Source organism: Paracidovorax cattleyae, from assembly GCF_900104515.1.
GTDB classification, from domain to species: Bacteria; Pseudomonadota; Gammaproteobacteria; order Burkholderiales; family Burkholderiaceae_C; genus Paracidovorax; species Paracidovorax cattleyae.
In genome coordinates, this window is the sequence record NZ_FNJL01000052.1 from 1 (window position 1) to 17016 (window position 17016).

At 63.7% G+C, this 17016-nt stretch carries 15 protein-coding genes and 2 pseudogenes; 1 reads left to right on the top strand and 16 read right to left on the bottom strand.

The genetic code is table 11. The features are described from left to right. The 5 genes and pseudogenes from BLR05_RS24500 to BLR05_RS24520 form a co-directional block, all read right to left on the bottom strand. A partial coding sequence (locus BLR05_RS24500) for a helix-turn-helix domain-containing protein (RefSeq protein ID WP_143016010.1) occupies positions 1–267 on the bottom strand: 267 nt, incomplete at its 3' end. 273 nt (positions 268–540) lie between these two features. Then, positions 541–1293: pseudogene (locus tag BLR05_RS24505) on the bottom strand (DUF3363 domain-containing protein); the annotation flags it as partial. Positions 1294–1340: 47 nt separating this feature from the next. After that, positions 1341–2246: pseudogene (locus BLR05_RS27805) on the bottom strand (ATP-binding protein); the annotation flags it as partial. Next, positions 2183–3052, bottom strand: coding sequence for a nucleotidyl transferase AbiEii/AbiGii toxin family protein (locus BLR05_RS24515; protein ID WP_092840188.1), 870 nt, complete (start codon positions 3050–3052; stop codon positions 2183–2185). The gene BLR05_RS24515 and the pseudogene BLR05_RS27805, both read right to left, overlap by 64 nt. After that, positions 3040–4110 (bottom strand): type IV toxin-antitoxin system AbiEi family antitoxin, encoded by a 1071-nt coding sequence (locus BLR05_RS24520; RefSeq protein WP_092840190.1) that lies wholly within the window; start codon positions 4108–4110, stop codon positions 3040–3042. Before BLR05_RS24520 ends, BLR05_RS24515 begins: the two co-directional genes overlap by 13 nt. A 250-nt stretch (positions 4111–4360) precedes the next feature. Here BLR05_RS24520 and xth point away from each other — a divergent pair, with 250 nt between their 5' ends. After that, the gene (gene xth / locus BLR05_RS24525) at positions 4361–5137 is read left to right on the top strand and encodes an exodeoxyribonuclease III (RefSeq protein ID WP_092840193.1); all 777 of its coding nucleotides are present in this window, start codon (positions 4361–4363) and stop codon (positions 5135–5137) included. 134 nt (positions 5138–5271) lie between these two features. Here the strand turns inward: xth and BLR05_RS24530 are convergent, their stop codons facing one another. The 11 genes from BLR05_RS24530 to BLR05_RS24580 form a co-directional block, all read right to left on the bottom strand. Further along, the gene (locus BLR05_RS24530) at positions 5272–6264 is read right to left on the bottom strand and encodes a ferritin-like domain-containing protein (RefSeq protein ID WP_092840196.1); all 993 of its coding nucleotides are present in this window, start codon (positions 6262–6264) and stop codon (positions 5272–5274) included. A gap of 185 nt (positions 6265–6449) precedes the next feature. After that, on the bottom strand, positions 6450–8102 hold the full coding sequence (ntrC, locus tag BLR05_RS24535; RefSeq protein WP_092840199.1) for a nitrogen regulation protein NR(I): 1653 nt from the start codon (positions 8100–8102) through the stop codon (positions 6450–6452). A 41-nt stretch (positions 8103–8143) separates the two neighbouring features. Next, on the bottom strand, positions 8144–9169 hold the full coding sequence (gene glnL, locus BLR05_RS24540) for a nitrogen regulation protein NR(II) (RefSeq protein WP_092840219.1): 1026 nt from the start codon (positions 9167–9169) through the stop codon (positions 8144–8146). A gap of 56 nt (positions 9170–9225) precedes the next feature. Continuing rightward, on the bottom strand, positions 9226–9741 hold the full coding sequence (locus BLR05_RS24545; RefSeq protein WP_092840201.1) for a hypothetical protein: 516 nt from the start codon (positions 9739–9741) through the stop codon (positions 9226–9228). Positions 9742–9945: 204 nt separating this feature from the next. After that, positions 9946–11361 carry a type I glutamate--ammonia ligase gene (gene glnA / locus BLR05_RS24550; RefSeq protein WP_053844501.1) on the bottom strand — a complete coding sequence of 472 codons (1416 nt, stop codon included), beginning with the start codon at positions 11359–11361 and terminating at the stop codon, positions 9946–9948. 158 nt (positions 11362–11519) lie between these two features. Continuing rightward, positions 11520–12341 carry a competence/damage-inducible protein A gene (locus BLR05_RS24555; RefSeq protein WP_092840222.1) on the bottom strand — a complete coding sequence of 274 codons (822 nt, stop codon included), beginning with the start codon at positions 12339–12341 and terminating at the stop codon, positions 11520–11522. A gap of 2 nt (positions 12342–12343) precedes the next feature. Next, positions 12344–13237 carry an EI24 domain-containing protein gene (locus tag BLR05_RS24560; protein ID WP_092840204.1) on the bottom strand — a complete coding sequence of 298 codons (894 nt, stop codon included), beginning with the start codon at positions 13235–13237 and terminating at the stop codon, positions 12344–12346. 33 nt (positions 13238–13270) lie between these two features. After that, positions 13271–14257, bottom strand: coding sequence for a sterol desaturase family protein (locus tag BLR05_RS24565; RefSeq protein ID WP_092840207.1), 987 nt, complete (start codon positions 14255–14257; stop codon positions 13271–13273). A 39-nt stretch (positions 14258–14296) separates the two neighbouring features. After that, positions 14297–15133: a polysaccharide deacetylase family protein gene (locus tag BLR05_RS24570; RefSeq protein ID WP_092840210.1), complete on the bottom strand. Its 837-nt coding sequence runs from the start codon at positions 15131–15133 to the stop codon at positions 14297–14299. Beyond that, complete coding sequence (locus tag BLR05_RS24575; RefSeq protein ID WP_192883886.1) at positions 15120–16112, bottom strand: YncE family protein; 993 nt, start codon at positions 16110–16112, stop codon at positions 15120–15122. Before BLR05_RS24575 ends, BLR05_RS24570 begins: the two co-directional genes overlap by 14 nt. Before the next feature lie 55 nt (positions 16113–16167). Then, positions 16168–16911 (bottom strand): pseudouridine synthase, encoded by a 744-nt coding sequence (locus BLR05_RS24580; protein ID WP_092840216.1) that lies wholly within the window; start codon positions 16909–16911, stop codon positions 16168–16170. Positions 16912–17016 lie beyond the last annotated feature (105 nt).

Sequence of the window (17016 nt, forward strand, 5' to 3'; positions counted from 1 at the left end):
ATACCCTCGTGCCCGGATCTCGCGCAGCAGCACGGTAGCCGGGATCCAGCGCGGATGGGCCTGCGCGACGCGTTCGCGCAGATAGGACTGGTAGGCGTCGAGCTTGCAGGCCCTCGGCTCGCGCGGGCCGTAGCGCTGCGCATCTTGATCGCGCAGGTACCTGCGCACGGTGTTGCGCGAGCAGTCCAACTGCTTCGCGATCGCTCTGACACTCTCGCCCCTGCGGGCCATCACTCGTATCTCCACTGCCTGCTCCTGAGTCAACATCAGCAGCCTTCAAAAGGCCGCCATCGTGTCCCAGGTGGGTCACTTTTACTTCGGCGCAGTGGGTCAGTTTTACTTCGGCGCTAACAAATAGCGCTCAAGCACGGATCGACCATGGCCAAAAGGGACGAAAACTTCCCTCAGCAGGTTGGCGTCGAGATGTGGCGGTGGCTAACCTAGTGCGCGCTTTAGATGGGAATCGTTCGTATTATCTCCGATGTGTGGCAGCGCTCTTCTGCGCGGCGAAACGCTGCGGTTATCTCAGGGGTGACGACGTCATATGGACATGCCGCGCTGGCGCCCCAGTTGCCAACTGACCGATGACCCTTGCACCACGGCGCTGAGCTGCTGCCCCAGCCGCTGCTCGATCACCGGACGCCAGGGCACCAGGCTGAACCCCATGCCGTCATCGAGCATGGCGAAGCGGCCGCTGGCGAGCCGGATGGACTTGCGATACACCCCGCCGACGCGCTCGCCATCGGCCAGCGGTCGATGCGCCAGCCCGGTCTGCGCCGCGATGGCCTTACCCGCCGTGGCAAGCTCCCGGTCTCGCAGCGTCGCCAGCAGGTTGCGCGCCAGGATCACGCGCTGCCCCCGCCGCTCAGCCAGCCCTTGATCGACCAGGAAGTCCGAGCGCTGCTGCAGCGCATTCCGAACCTCACTGCCGAAACCCAGGGTGCCGATGCCCGTGCCGCCGCCGATGAGCTGCTGGTCGAGCCAGGTAGCGCCGATGACGCGCGCCTGGCGCTCGATGGGCAGATGCGAGCGAAGCTCCACCGCCACACCGCCCTGGCGCAGCGAGTCATACCGCCGGCCCTACTCGGGGAGATCCTGCGGTACCTGCCACTCCCCCTCGGCCAGCCGTTCCACGATGCCCGCGCGACGCAGGGCCTCCAGCCGCCGGACATGCGCATCGACCACCTCGCCGGGGTCGCGTTCCGGATTCGCTTGGGCTCTTGCAACCGAGAAGTGGTGATCGGTTCGATAGATGCCGTCTGCCGCCAGCGCGGCAATGGTTCGGTCGGTTGCGGTTCCAGCCCGCGCTCGATTTCATCGATGAGCGTGACGCTTGCTTCCCTGTCTGTGGCTGATGCGATCTCAAGCGCAGCCATTCGTCTGGTACCCGCGCCCCAGCTGCTCAGGGGCAAAGCCACCCCGTTCTTGGTCGCCATCAAGCCGATCAGCGCGCCGATGGACAGGCCCTGGCTGGTCGTGAGGCCGAGTTTCAATTCGCTGGGAAGCGCGGCACCGGCCATGCGCCCGTCCAGCGACTCGATAGCTTCCTTGCCCTTGTCGTTGAGCGAATCGTGCAAGTTGAGGCCCGCCACCTCCTTGCCGATACGCGCCCGCAACGCGTTGTCGGCCAGCAACCGATCCAGGGCGGACCCATAGACAAGGCGCAGATCGCGATCATTGCGCTCATCAGCGCTCATTCGGACCAAGCCGATACGCCGGCGAACGGCAGTCGAGAAATGGTCGAACTCGTCGTTGGGTTGCATGACCTCCCACGCAAGCTCCAACTCCGTGGTCCCCCGTACGCGCACGCGGTACACCGGCTCGTCGGGCATCGGGAGGTCACCCTCCCCCTCGGGCGAGGGAGCAACAGCATCTTTTCCATTCCACGCCCATGGCCAGGCGAAGGTATTCTGCGAGCCTATCCCGGTTGCGTCGGGCAGCGACATGACAGCCTCGATAACGAATTCCTGTGCGCTGTCCCGCGCCCAGTAATCCGCTCCGGAGATGACCGCAGTGTTGGAGGGCGAGAGCAACAGCGCAATCGCTTCGAGGACCGTCGTCTTTCCAACGTCACCTCCACCCAGGATGACGTTCATCCCCTCCGCCGGGAGCCAAGTCAAGGACTGGATGCCTCTGAAACGCTGAATGCTCAACTTGCGGATTTGCGCGGTTGAAGCCACTGTCACCCCCTCAGTCCCAAAGCTCTCAGCCAGGCGTCTACCTGTCCAAACGCGTCTTGCTGCCATTGATCCGCGCTACGCTCACCCAAGACCTTCGTGTCTTCCACGAATTTGCGTACGCAGGTAGGCCCGAAGCCGTCAGCCGTGTCGAACTTGTTGGCGATGTAGGTGTATCCCGCCACTCCGGACTCGTGCGCTAGCAAAGGGCGGCAGTCTTCTGCAAGCGCCTCCGGCCCACCAGCGTAGTTACGGATGCAGTAGTAGATGTCATAGGCATCCTTCTGCTTGTAGCGCCCCTCGATCGCATGCCCCTTCATCGCAAGAAGCGCTGGGATGGAACACACAGCGACCTCGACACGGTTGGTTCCGCCGTCTGGCATCGATCCGGCGATGGCGACCATCTGATAGAAGCGAAGCGCCAGGTCCGCGCCATCAGCTTTCTGTACAGCAAAGTCGCTGATCAGTGGAGGCACGTTCTTCACGATCTCCGCGTCCCTGGGCATCAAGAAGTCGATCACCACATCAATGGGAGGCCCACCGTCACCCGCTTGGATCTGCCGCACCAGTTGAAATCGTCGGAGTTCTTTACGTTGTTCATAACCGTGGCCCAGCAATGCTTTGACCAGATGGACGTATTCCCCGTCCCCAAGGGCAGCGGCAACCAGGCCGAGATCCACATCCAGCGTCCCAACGTGCGGCATGTCCTCATTGCCAAGCAGCAGCCATGGCACTGCACCACCCACGATGGCGAAACGCCCCTTGAAGCTGCCGAGGATCTGCCCGATTTCAACGAGCACTGATTTGACGGCCGCAGTCGTCCGGTCGTCGTATTCGCTCGCGTGTTGAGCCTCTCCAGGTGTCATTCCTGCCATTGCAACCTCTCTTGCCGAAGGTGGTCTGCCGCTTCCTGTCCGCGCTCGCCCGCCGCAGCCAAGTCCAGGTAAGTTTGGACCGGGCTTGTGCAGACCATGCCCGAAGCGGGCTGCACGGTGTCGCGGAACAGTCCTGGATCGTCCAGCACGGTCACGACCACGTTCTCACCCTTGCTGGCGCTCGAAAGCTTCAATCTCGATCGCAGGATCTCAAGACCTTCTGCGTCAGCATAGAAATAGTGAGTTCCCGTTCTGCCGAAAGGCGCCAGCCACTGCGCGGCTGAGAACGACGCGAGTGCAATCTGCCCATTGCCTTCGGGCGGACGGTCCCTCAACACAGCATCGAACGCTGCGCCGTGCAGAGTGGTGTAGAAAGCCCGCCGCTGGCCGGGCGGTGCTTCATAGGCTTCGCGCCATGCATCCAGAAGCGCGTCCGGAGCGGCAAGGAACATCCCTTCCTCAGCCAACTGCGCCCACTCCCGGTCCAGCAGGCCGTTCCGAACATTGCTGACATGGCCCAAGCTCACCCCGGCAACCTCGGCTAGCTCCGCTACCCGCCATCGCCTTGATGGCTCGCGAAGCAACACCTTGAGCACCTGAACCGATTTCGGCTTGAACAGCGAACGCAGTTCCCGCCGCTCCATGACGGGTCTCTTCGCGAACTGGCGCGAAAGAAAGAAGGTGCCGAAGGCCAGCCGGGCATTTCCCTCAAGATCGAGGTACGCCACGCCGAATTCTCGACACAAATCCTGCGCCTGGGACGACAGGTAGGGCGCGATCAGGATCGGCGTCACGCGGTCGGCCTGCCGCTCCACGTAGTCGCGCAAGGACAGAAGGGCCGAGCGCACGTGCCGAGGCTGCCCGCTCGACTTCACCTCTGCGACCAGCTTATGCTGGTGACCAAAGGCCGTCACATCGGCAACGAGGTCGATGCCTGCATCTGGCTCGCGTCCAACGACATGGACGTCAACACTCTCGATAGCAGGCACCTCCTCCAACAGAAGACGCAAGGCGTCTGCAGCCTGAAGCTCGGTTTTCACTGGATCCGACATTTTCATCACGCGCTGAAAATAGCATTTCCAGTGAAATCGTCAAGGCGGTTTCACCCGAATGCCTGTTTTCAGCAACCGTTGAAATACAATGATTGGCTGAAATCTGACCGTTCAAGCCGGCATTTCGATACCCCCAATCGACCTAGATCGACCCTAAAAACTCCCGATCCAGCCAACCCTTCTGGGGGTAGATTTGGGGGGTATCAACGAAAAACTGGATTTGCAAATCCTTTCAAATCAATAGGATACAAGCCATATGCGTATTGCCACCTGGAACGTCAACTCACTCTCAGTACGCCTGCCGCAGGTACTGGCCTGGCTGGCCGACAACCCCGTGGATGCCATCGGCCTGCAGGAGCTCAAGCTGGTCGATGAAAAATTTCCCCTCGACGCCTTCGAGTCCGCCGGCTACCACGCCGTGAGCTTTGGCCAGAAGACCTACAACGGGGTCGCCATCCTGAGTCGCACGTCCGTGCGCGACGTGGTACGCAACATCCCCGGCCACGAGGATGCCCAGGCCCGCGTGATCGCCGCCACACTGGACACGCCGCAAGGCCCGCTGCGGTTCATCAACTGCTATTTCGTGAATGGCCAGGCCCCAGGCACGGAGAAGTTCGCATACAAGATGCTCTGGCTGGCAGCGGTGCACCGGTGGATCAGGGAAGAACTGCTGGCCCACCCCCGACTGGTACTCGTGGGCGACTTCAACGTGGCGCCCGAAGACCGCGACTCCTTCGACCCCGTGGGCCTGAAGGACACCATCCACCACACCGTGGAAGAGCGGACCCATTTCCAGAGCCTTCTCGGACTGGGTCTCACGGATGCCTACCGCATGTTCGACCAGCCCGAAAAAAGCTTTTCATGGTGGGATTACCGCATGCTGGGCTTCCAGAAGAACCGGGGCCTGCGCATCGACCACATCCTGGTGAGCGACGCCTTGCGCAGCCAGGTCAGTGCCTGCACGATCGACCGGCAGCCCCGCAAGAACCCGCAGCCCAGCGACCACGCACCGGTCGTGGCCACGCTCGGCTGACACGGCCGATGGCTGCGCCGTTCCCGCTGGCACCCATGCAATAAAAACGCCGTGCAACCGCAGCGCAGATCTCGCTGAGGATGCACGGCGCGGCACCTGCCCGAAGGCAGGCGATGCATGCATGCCGGCTGGACTCAGGGAGCAGCCTTGTAGCGGTCCCGCAGGTCGCGGACTTCATCATGGTTGCGCTGCGCACCCTCGGCCTGGCGTTCGACCAGACTGCGCACGGAGGCAGGCAGCGAGGCCTTCAACGCCTTGCGGTAGCGCGCCACTGCGGCATCCTCGCCCCGCTCGCACTCTTCCAGGACAGCCTTGTCGTCACGCGTGCTCAAGGCGGTCTTCACGGACACCCAACCGCGGTGCAGCGCACCGGACATCGAGCCGCCGCTCGACGGTTCCCCGCCATGGTTGCGAATCTCGCGCTCCAGCTCCGCAGCCGCGGCGGCGCACTCGCTCGCGTGGCGCAGCAGGATGCCCTTGAGCTCCGGCGATTCGGCATGTTCGGCGGAAGCGCGGAACCCGTACTCGCCATCGCGGCAGGATTCCAGCAGGTCGTCCAGAACATCCACCACATCGTCGTTATCCACCAGAGCGGAGTCGCCAGTGCTGGATTGCGTCATGCGGCCCACCGCGGCGCCCACGCCCGCGCCACTGGCGGTGGTGGCCACGCCGCTGCCGGCGCGTTCCCAGGCAGCGCGGGTGGCAGGACGGGCCTCGTCCCATTCCATGCCGCTGGTGCCACGGGCCTGGCCCCAGTCACGCGCCAGATGGGGTTCCACCGTGTCGAAGTCACCTTCGTAGCGGCCCACCGAACTCCAGCCCAGCTCGTAGGCGGGACGGTATTCGTCGTACGTGCGGCCGTTGCGGTAGTACGGCTCGCGCTGGTAGCTTTCTCGCCAGTAGGCATCTTCTACCGTGGGGTTCACGGACTCCGCGGCGGCCTTGCCGGCAAGGCCTCCGACCACGGCACCCGCTACGCCGCCCACGGCCGCGCCGATCGGTCCACCGAAGGACCCCGCCGCAGCGCCAGCCATCGCACCGCCCGCGGCACCTACACCGGTACCCACGGGATGGGCGCCAGGCTCATTGGTCAAAGGGTCGCGGTTTGCATCGTTGAAATCCGACATGAATTCGCTCCGGTTGGTTGAACAGTGCCTTCATTCTGGAAGGCACCGCTTGCTCGGAGGGTCGGCGCGTGCGTGGCTGCGCTGTAGGAATCCGCCAGCGGAACGGATGAGCAAACACTCGTGCCATCTCATCCTTTTGCTATGAAAACGAGAGCTACACCCGCATGGCGGAAACGCCGTCCACGTCAGCCCGCAGGGTCGTCGGAAGGGCCCAGTCCCAGTTCCTGGATCTTGCGGGTGATGGTGTTGCGGCCGATCCCCAGGCGCTGCGCGGCCTCCATGCGCCGCCCGTGGGTCGTAGACAGTGCTGTGCGGATCAGGCGCGATTCGAACCGGCGCGTGAGCACATCCCATACCTCCGGCTGCCCGGTGGCCAGCAGCTTCTGTGCTTCGGCCTCCAGTGCATGTTCCCACCCTGAAGGCTCGCCCGCCGCCGCGTGCGGCGCCAGGGCCTGCGCGGCAGGCGCAGCAGGAAGGGACGCGCCTGCCCCCAGGCTCACCGAACCACCTGCCAGTCCCGCAGGCCATCCCACGCTGCGCTCATCCCGCAGCGCCGGGCCCGAATGCATACCGGATCCGGAGACATCGGCGATCCCCGCCGATGGCACCGCCACATCAGGGCGTGCCTCCGCCCCCGGAAGCGGCGCATCGACGGGCGCAGGACCATCCAGCACCTCGGGAGGCAGGTCCTGCAACGAAATGACCTGGGCCGGCGCCATCACCGTCAACCAATGGCAGATGTTCTCCAGTTGCCGCACGTTGCCGGGGAACGAGAACTGCCCCAGCCGGGCCAGCGCCGCATCGGAAATGCGCTTCGGCTCCACGCCCAGCTGGCGGGCGCTCTGCTGCAGAAAGTGCCGAGTGAGCATCGGCACATCCTCGTGCCGCTCGCGCAACGCGGGCAGCCGCAACCGGATCACGTTGAGGCGGTGGAAAAGATCCTCGCGGAACACCCCGTCCTTGACGCGCAGCTCCAGGTTCTGGTGAGTGGCGGCAATGACGCGGACGTGCGCCTTCACTGCGGCATGGCCGCCCACACGGTAGAACTGCCCATCGGACAGCACCCTCAGCAGGCGCGTCTGCAGGTCGAACGGCATATCCCCGATTTCATCAAGGAATAGCGTCCCGCCCTCAGCCTGCTCGAACCGGCCACGCCGCTGGGTCTGCGCGCCGGTAAAGGCACCGCGCTCATGGCCGAACAGCTCACTCTCCAGCAGGTCCTTGGGAATCGCCGCCGTGTTGATCGCGACGAAGGGCCCTTCGGACACCGGCGAATGCTTGTGCAGCGCGCGAGCCACGAGTTCCTTGCCGGAGCCGGATTCGCCGGTGATCAGCACCGTCACCTGGCTCTGGCTCAGCCGCCCGATCGCACGGAACACGTCCTGCATGGCGGGGGCCTGCCCCAGCATCTCGGGCGTGGCAGTCTGCCGCTCCTCCGTGACCTCCTCCCGCTGGCTTTCCTCCACCGCGCGGCGGATCAGCTCCACGGCCTTGGGCAGGTCGAACGGCTTGGGCAGGTACTCGAACGCGCCGCGCTGGAATGCGGACACGGCACTGTCCAGGTCGGAATACGCGGTCATGATGATGACCGGCAGGCCGGGCTGCTGCTGCCGCACCTGCTCCAGCAACTGCAGGCCCGAGCCTCCGGGCATGCGGATGTCGCTGACCAGCACCTGCGGCCCCTGCCGCACCGGATCTCCGGCCGCTACGTCGGCCAGCGCATCGAGTACTTCCCTCGGATGGGTGAAGCTGCGCGTCGGCAGGTTCTCTCGGGCCAGCGCCTTTTCAAGGACGAAGCGGATCGAGGGGTCGTCATCTACTATCCAGATCGGCTTCATGTGTGAGTTCTACCTTGTCTCGAAGTGAATGTCTGCGGACCTCAGGGCAAGGGAATGAGGATGCGGAAATCGGTGCGACCCGGAACGCTGTCGCATTCGATCAAGCCATGGTGGCGCTGCACGAAAGTCTGTGCAAGCGTCAGCCCCAGCCCCGACCCTCCATCGCGCCCCGTCACCAGCGGATAGAAGATCCGCTCTTTGATCGCTTCGGGTACGCCCGGTCCGTTGTCGATGACATGCAATTCCAGTGCCAAGCGATACCGCTGCCGTCCGAAAGTCACCTGCCGCGCGACGCGAGTGCGCAGCGTGATCACGGCATCGCCTGCGACGATGCGCTCCGTCAGCACCTGGGCCGCGTTCTGCACAATGTTCAACACCGCCTGGATGAGCTGTGCCCGGTCTCCGCGGAATTCCGGGATCGACGTGTCATAGTCGCGCTGCACGCGCAGCCCGTGGGGGTACTCCACCAGGACGAGTGACCGCACACGCTCGCACACTTCGTGGATGTTCACGTCGCCCACGAGGTGCGGATGCCGGTGGGGAGCCAGAAGCCGGTCCACCAGGCTCTGCAGGCGGTCGGCCTCGTGGATGATGACCTGCGTGTATTCGGTGAGCTCCGGATTGTCGAGTTCCATCTCGAGCAACTGGGCCGCGCCGCGGATGCCCCCGAGCGGGTTCTTGATCTCGTGCGCCAGATTGCGGATCAGTTCCTTGTTGGCCAGGGCCTGCTCACGCAGGCGCTCCTCCCGGTCCTGCCGCGCCTGGGCTTCCAGCGGCCACATCTCCACCAGAATCTCTCCCGTCTGCTCGGCCACCGCAACATTCACGTGCACGGGTATCTGCTCCTGCTGAGGCCCGCGCCGCAGCCCCGCCTCGAAGCGCAATGCCGCAAAATCCTGCCCGCGAGCCCCGGCCAGTGCCGTCTGCAGCAGCGCCGGATCCGTGAAGAAGGCGCAGAAATCGGCGCTTTCCAGTGTGCGCCGCGACAGGCCCAGCACGTTCTCCAGCGATGCGTTCGCGAACATCACGGAACCGTCCGGATGCAGCACCGCCACCAGGGTGGACACGAGATCCAGGGCGACGTAGCGCGCAGCCGGGCGCGCGGAAGAGCTCGAGGCCACGCTCAACGACCCGCTGGCGCGGGCAGGCGTGCCAGCTCGCGCTTGATGCCGGCCACGTCGCTTTCCGCGCGGGACACGGCGGCCTTGAGCTCGGCCGTGCGCTCGATATAGACCTGCGGGTTGCGCAGTTCCAGCGCCGTGCGCTGGGGCTCGCCGTTGTTGTACTCGCGGGACAGATCCGCCAGTCGGGCTTCTGCCTTGCGGAGCTCCGCCTCCAGGATGGCGCGCGCGTCGGAATCGCGGGCGCGCTGGTCGTTGGCGTCCACGCGCGGAGCGTTGGAAGGCGATGCGGCGGCATTGCCGCCTGCCGGGGCCGACGAATGCGCGGCACCGCCCCCGGAGGGCCGGAATCCCTGCACCACCGTCACGTTGCCGCCCTCCACGAGCTTGCAGCCCTTTTCCCGGGCCTGGCTCACGTTGTTGGTGTATTCGTTGCCGCAGCGGTAGATGCGGTCCTGCGACCAGGCTGCCGGTGCCAGGGCCGCCAGGGCCATGAGCACAGAGAGAATTTTCGTCATTCAAGTCCTCGCGATGCGTGCGAGCGGCACGCAGAAGCTGAGCGGAAGTATCCCCCAATCGCCACGGTACCGCCATGCATGGCCCTGAACGGCAGGGTCTTGGGCCCCTCCGCGGCATGCGTTCGGCAAGGCCATGAAAAAAGGCGGCCGAAGCCGCCTTTCGTTCCTGGATCGGAGTCTCCAGCGCCGCCGGAGACCGCACGATCACAGCGAATAGTACATGTCGTATTCCACAGGATGCGGAGCCATGCGGAAACGCGTGACTTCCTGCATCTTCAGCTCGATGTAGGCATCCAGCATCGAGTCCGTGAACACGCCGCCCTTGGTCAGGAAGGCGCGGTCCTTGTCGAGGTACTCCAGGGCCTGGTCGAGGCTGTGGCACACGGTCGGCACCAGCTTGTCCTCTTCCGGAGGCAGATGGTAGAGGTCCTTCGTGGCGGCTTCGCCCGGATGGATCTTGTTCTCCACGCCGTCCAGGCCGGCCATCATCAGGGCCGAGAAGCACAGGTACGGGTTGGCCGAAGGATCGGGGAAGCGCGCCTCGATGCGGCGGCCCTTCGGGTTGGCCACGTAGGGGATGCGGATCGATGCCGAACGGTTGCGGGCAGAGTAGGCCAGCTTCACCGGAGCCTCGAAGCCGGGCACCAGGCGCTTGTAGCTGTTGGTGCCGGGGTTCGTGATGGCGTTCAGAGCACGTGCGTGCTTGATCACGCCACCGATGTAGTACAGCGCGAAATCCGACAGGCCGGCGTAGCCGTCACCGGCGAACAGGTTCTTGCCGTCCTTCCAGATGGACTGGTGCACGTGCATGCCGGAGCCGTTGTCGCCGGCATAGGGCTTGGGCATGAAGGTCGCCGTCTTGCCGTAGGCATTGGCCACGTTCCACACCACATACTTGAGCACCTGGGTCCAGTCCGCGCGCTCGACCAGCGTGCTGAACTTGGTGCCGATCTCGTTCTGGCCCGCACCGGCCACTTCGTGGTGGAACACCTCGACCGGGATGCCCAGCGATTCGAGAATCAGGGCCATTTCGGCGCGCATGTCCTGCGTGCTGTCCACGGGAGGCACAGGGAAGTAGCCACCCTTGACCGTGGGACGGTGGCCGCGGTTGCCGCCTTCCAGCTTCGCGCCGGAGTTCCAGGGCGCCTCGTACTCCTCGATCTCGAACATGACCCTTCCAGGTTCGTTGCTCCAGCGCACGCCATCGAAGATGAAGAATTCAGGCTCCGGACCGAAGAAAGCCGTGTCGCCCAGGCCGGAAGCCTTCAGGTAGGCTTCGGCGCGCTTGGCGATGGAACGGGGATCGCGGTCATAGGCCTTGCCGTCGCCCGGCTCGATCACGTCGCACTGCAGGAACAGCGTGGTTTCCTCGAAGAACGGATCGATGTTGGCGGTGTTGGGGTCGGGCATGAGCTGCATGTCCGAGGCCTCGATGCCTTTCCAGCCCGCCACCGAAGAACCGTCGAAAGCGTGGCCCGACGAGAACTTGTCTTCGTCGAAATGGGACACCGGCACGGTGACGTGCTGCTCCTTGCCGCGGGTGTCGGTGAAGCGGAAGTCCACAAACTTGACTTCGTTCTCCTTCACCATCTTCATCACGTCTGCAACGGTCTTTGCCATCAGGATCTCCAGGATTTAGCGTTTGTTGAAAAAAACACGGCCTACAAAAAGCAGATAACGTGCCAGCATGCACTAACGCGGAGCATGCACGTCTTCCGCATCGGCCCCGCTGCCCGGCATGCACCAGAAGGGGGCATCACTCTCTCCATGGCCCTGCATCAGGTGCCGCGCACCAACTCAGGGCCAAGGTCTGCACCAAAATCGCGCAGCCCCTGGAGCAATTCACTCCATGCCGGGGGAATGAGGGACGAATCGCCCTTGACCCCCAGCTCGATATGGCGGCCGTGGACCGGGTGGTCCACGCTGGGCAGACTGAACACCTTCACGCCGGCATGCCCTGTTTCCACTTTTTCCATCAGCGGTGTGAGCGCGGCCTCCATGGCACCGTACACCACCACCGACCGCTCGGTCTGCGGCCGGCGGTTGAACCACTGCCGGCAATGCGTGTCGAGCACCCACTCCATCATGGGCCAGGCCATCACCGGAAAACCCGGGAAGAAATGCACCGATCCGCCGCCCGCGCCATGGCACGAAAAACCGGGGATCTTGTTATACGGATTGGGAATGACCCCCGCGCCCCTGGGGAACACCCCCATGTTCAGCCGATGCACGTTGTCGGCACGATCCGGCTCATAGGGGACGCCCTGCTCCTGGGCGACGTCCCGCATTCTCTCCCGGATCCGCTCCGCAGCTTCCGGGTGCAATTCCAGTCCCGTACCGAGCGCGCTCGCAGCGCACTGGCGGGTGTGGTCATCGGGCGTGGCACCGATTCCGCCGCATGAGAAAACGACGTCACCGGACTCGAAAGCCCTTCGCAGCGTGGCGGTGATGCGTGAGGGGTCGTCCCCGACATAGTCCGCATAGGCCAGCGGAATGCCGCGGGCACCGAGCAATTCAATGGCCTTCGCCAGATGCTTGTCGGCGCGCTTTCCGGAGAGGATCTCATCGCCGACGATGATGAGACCGAAGGATGGAACCATGGTCATGGATGTTGTCCAGGGGAGTAGGTCGGAGATACAGGGGGGAGCGAGTGGGCCGTCGTGCCAGGCCCGATGGCTGACGCACCAGCGACCCGGCCGCCGGCACCGGATGCCCGCAGCCGTGCCAGCGCTGCCAGGCAATAGTGCGCGAACCACAGGGAAGAAAAAGCGAACACCAGCGTATAGATCCAGACCGCCACGGGAATCAGCACCAGGAATGCTGCCGCGAACACGATGCCCGAGGCCCAGACGATGCCCGGAGCGGCTCCCAGGTAGCCCGTGACCACACCGATGCCCAGCAGTTGCATCCGGTACTGCCGCATGATCGTTTTGCGCTCCGCCTTGTCCGCATGTTCGCCGAGTGCGTCGAAGGCCATCACGCGGTACGTGAGCCACCCCCAGATCAGCGGTGGAAGCACCAATACCAGCGGCGGAATGAACCACAGTGGAACAGAGAGGGTCAGCGCCACCAGCGCCGCGACGGTCGAGCCCAGCGACCAGGCCAGGCTGGCCAGAAAAGAGCTGCTGCCTCTGCGTTCGAGCGAGGGAAACCTGCGCTGCGCGACCAGAGACACCAGGGCAGGCGCCATCAATATGGCCACTGCAAGCACCGACAGCACGACGATGGCGGGAGTGACCAAAACCACCAGGAGCACGGGCGCCAGCAGTGCCGGCCCCTCCATCCCGAAACCCTGGAGCCACCCCCAGAGGAAAGACAGCCACCCGGAGTCCGCGAGCATGGCATTGACGGAAGCCACCGCGCCATCCCACCACAGGTACCAGAACAATCCCGTCAGAAGAGCGATCACCAGCAGCGGCAGCAGCGAGAGGAGGATCACCCGTGGGTGCATGCAATAGCCCACGGCACGCCAGAACGAATCGATGAGCAGCCTCATGGTCACAAGCATAGCGCCGAAGGATGAAACCTTTCAGTCCTTGCCGGCCAGCCTCATCAATCCACGCCACTGCTGCCGCCAAAAGCCTCTGCCATAGTCGCGAACCCGGCCTTTCGAGTCCGCCTCGACCTGGTCCCGGATACCGGTAGGGTCGTACCGGAGTTCGAAGTTGGAGGTGCCGAACAGCATGTCCCACCAGGGCAGAAGCACACCGAAGTTGTGCCCTCCCAGCACCGGTGTCCGTTCCCCGTTCCTGGCGGGCCCTTCATGGCCCAGGCCGATGGAATGGTGCAGGCGATGGAAGCGCGGGCTCACCCACAGGCGTTCGCCCCACTTCCCGAACCACACCCGCAGGTTGGCGTGGTGGAAGTTCTCGCTCAACTGGGTCACCGCCACGATGGCGACGAACTGGCCCGGCGGCACCCCGATGAGCTGCGCCACGATCACGATGATCGCATCCGTCAGCACGTCGTCCAGCAGGTGGTTGCGGTTGTCGCTCCACATGGTCATCTGCCGCTGGGAATGGTGCAGCGCATGCAGCTTCCACCACCATTCGAAATGGTGCTGCCCCCGGTGAATCCAGTAGTTCAGGAAGTCGAAGACCACGAGGTAGATCAGCAAGCTGACCCAGGGAACGTCGGTCACGCCCGGCCACACCTCGTCCAGGTGAAACGTGCTGAACCCTTCGACCCGGAGGGTACCGAACAGCGAATCCCACACCGGATCCACGCTGAAGAACAGCGCGAGCCGGAAAAGTCCCAGCCGGTGGATCAGCGTGTAGAGCACATCGGTGCGGATGGACGCACGGTCCGTCACCGGCTCCACAGGCCTCCACCGCTGCAAAGGCGCGATGAGGCACAGCATCACGACCAGTTGCAGGATCCCCACCAGCAACCACCCGGTGGCTGTGTAGCCATCCTCCAGCAGGTTGGCCAACCCGAGCGAAAACATCACCGGCTGCACGATGGTCTCGAACAGCCATTGCTGCGCCATATCGAATATTTGACTGAGCCCGTCCATAGCCCTCGCTCCGATCCGCCCTGATCGCCCAGGTTCCCGTCACCGCACAGGATGAGCAGCAATCCAGCCTTGGTACTCCGGATGCTCCCGGAGCGTGCGGAAGCAGAATCCGCGGAACTTGAGCCCCTCGATCAGAGGTTCGAGCACCGCGGGTGCCCACGGTTCCTTGCGCGACCAGATGCCGAGATGCGCCAGCAGGATGTCGCCCGGCCGGATGTGTTCCAGCGCCTGCTGAAGCAGCGCCGCGTTGCTGTAGCGCTCGCTCGGAAGCTCATCGCCCAGGAAGCCGGCGGGAGACCATCCCACATGGGCATAGCCGCAGCGCTTCGCGACTTGCAGCAGACGAGCGGAAGTCTTGCCACCGGGTGCACGGAACAGGGGCAAAGGCGCCTGCCCCGTGATTTCCTTCAGACGGGCTTCCGACCTGGCGATCTCCTCGCAGTACTGCTGCGCCGTGACAGTGAACTCACGGCCTGCCTGCGGCCCGGCCGATGGCCGCACCCGGAAGCTCGGGGATTGCGCCGAACCGGTATCCGCGCGCCAATAGACGTGGTCGTAGGTATGGGATGCGAATGCATGGCCCTCGGCCGCACGCGCCTTCCACCAGCCTGCCCAGAAATTGCCCAGGCTGCCATCGCCTTCCTGGGTCTTCTCATTGGCAGCGAAAAAAGTCACGAGCACATGCTGGCGCTTCAACACATCGGCGATGAGGGGGGCAATGCCCATGTGGCCCGTATCCAGGGTCAGGTAGACCGGCTTGTCGCACGCGGCGTATGCGGTGCCGGCAGGCAGCACCAGGGACGCGGCCACCGCACAGATGAAACCTGCGTGCACCCACCTCCCCGCCAGCGGCATGCAGGTCTTAACGGGGCGCATGCTGCAACGTCCAGACACCGTGCGGAGACTTGCCGACATTGATGCGCTGCACCACCTTGCGTTCCACGGTATCGATAACCAGCATCTTCTTCGCCCAGCGGGCACTGACGTAGATCCACCGGCCGTCAGGTGACACATCCATGCAGTCCGGCCCGCCCGGTGCGGGGTACACATCCACCACTTTCTGTGTGGCCATGTCGATCTTGCTGATGGTGTTGGCCACGCGATTGCTGACGAAGATGTGGCGCTTGTCGCCAGCCCCGCGGAACGCATGCGCCCCGCTGCCGGTCTTGATGCGCTGGACCAGCTTGGGCTCTGCACCCGAGACATCGAACACCTCCACGCCGTCACCGCCAGTGAGTCCCACGAAGAGGAATTTGTCGTCCGTGGAACCGTAGATGTCCGCAGGCATGGGCCCCGTCTTGGTGCGCCAGCGAATCTTCTGTGTGGCGATATCGATGGCCACCAGTTCATCACTGTCCTGCATCGTCGAATACACCATGCGGCTGCCACTGTCCACCCAGAGATGGCTCGGCGTGCGCCCCGTGGCCACGCGCTGAACCAGCGTCAGGTCGTGGCCATCCCAGCGATAGAAATCCACATGGTTCAGGCGGTTCGCCGCCGTGATCAGCCACTTCATGTCGGGCGTGAAGCGGAGGTGGTACGGATCGACGATGTTCCTCACCGTGCGCTGAACCTGCGCGGTACGCGGATCGATGAAAGTCAAGCTGTCTGCCAGCGCATTGGCCACGACGAGCGATTTCTCGTCTGGCGTGAGATACATGTGATGGGGTTCCTTGCCCGTGGGAATCCTTCGCACCTCCTGCCATGTGGCCGGATCGATGATGCTCACATCAGCGTCGAGCGAGTTCAGCACGAACACCGGGGGCGGAGTAGTGGAAGCAATGGCGGCACCAGTCCAGAGGAAGCCAGAGCACACGATCGAAAAAAGCCACTGAGGGCACTTGCGCATATTCATATCCAAGCCGTTACCACCACCAACATTTCCACACAACCGGCATCACCCCCGAAGCTCAACCTTCGAAGATCCTGCGGACATCATCTTGCCCGAGCCAGCGCCAATCCCCGGGCTGGAGATCGTCAGGAAGATGCAGGCCGCCGATGCGGATACGGTGCAGTTGCTCCACGCGGTTGCCCACGGCAGCCACCATCCGCTTGATCTGGTGGTACTTGCCCTCAGTGACCGTGAGATCGAAGACCGAACCATCCTGCAACATGCAATCCGTAGCGATCACCGGTTTCGGATCATCGTTCAAGACGACGCCCTTCAGCAGCTGATCCCTCTGCTGTTGAGAAAGATCATACTTGGCGTGCACCCTGTAGGTCTTTTGTATTTGTTTCCTGGGAGAACTCACCCGGTGGATGAAGCTGCCGTCATCGCTCAGCAGCAACAGACCCGTCGTGTCCTGGTCCAGGCGGCCAATGGTCTGCACCCCAAGAATCTTTCCCGGCCCGGGCCGCTGCCTCAGGGGGTCCGGCAACAAGGTATAGACGCTGGGATAGGTGGAAGGTTTCTGCGAGCACTCCACGGCAGCTGGCTTGTTCATCATGACGTAGGCACGCTCGTGCCACTGCCAAGCCTTGCCCTGGACGTGAAACGTCAAACCTTCGGGATCGATCTCCAGGCCGGCATCCGTGCAAGTCCACGCATCGTCCGTGCCCCTCTGGCGCAATTGCACATGTCCGTGCTGGATCAGGCCTGCGCACACCCTTCTGGTGCCAAACCCTTGGGAATAGAGGATCTCTTGCAACTGCAATCTGGAGCTCCAAAAAGCAAAACGCCCTCAGACCGATGAAGATCTGAGGGCGGATTGGGCTGTAGGAGCCTGACGATGACCTACTTTCACACGGGAACCCGCACT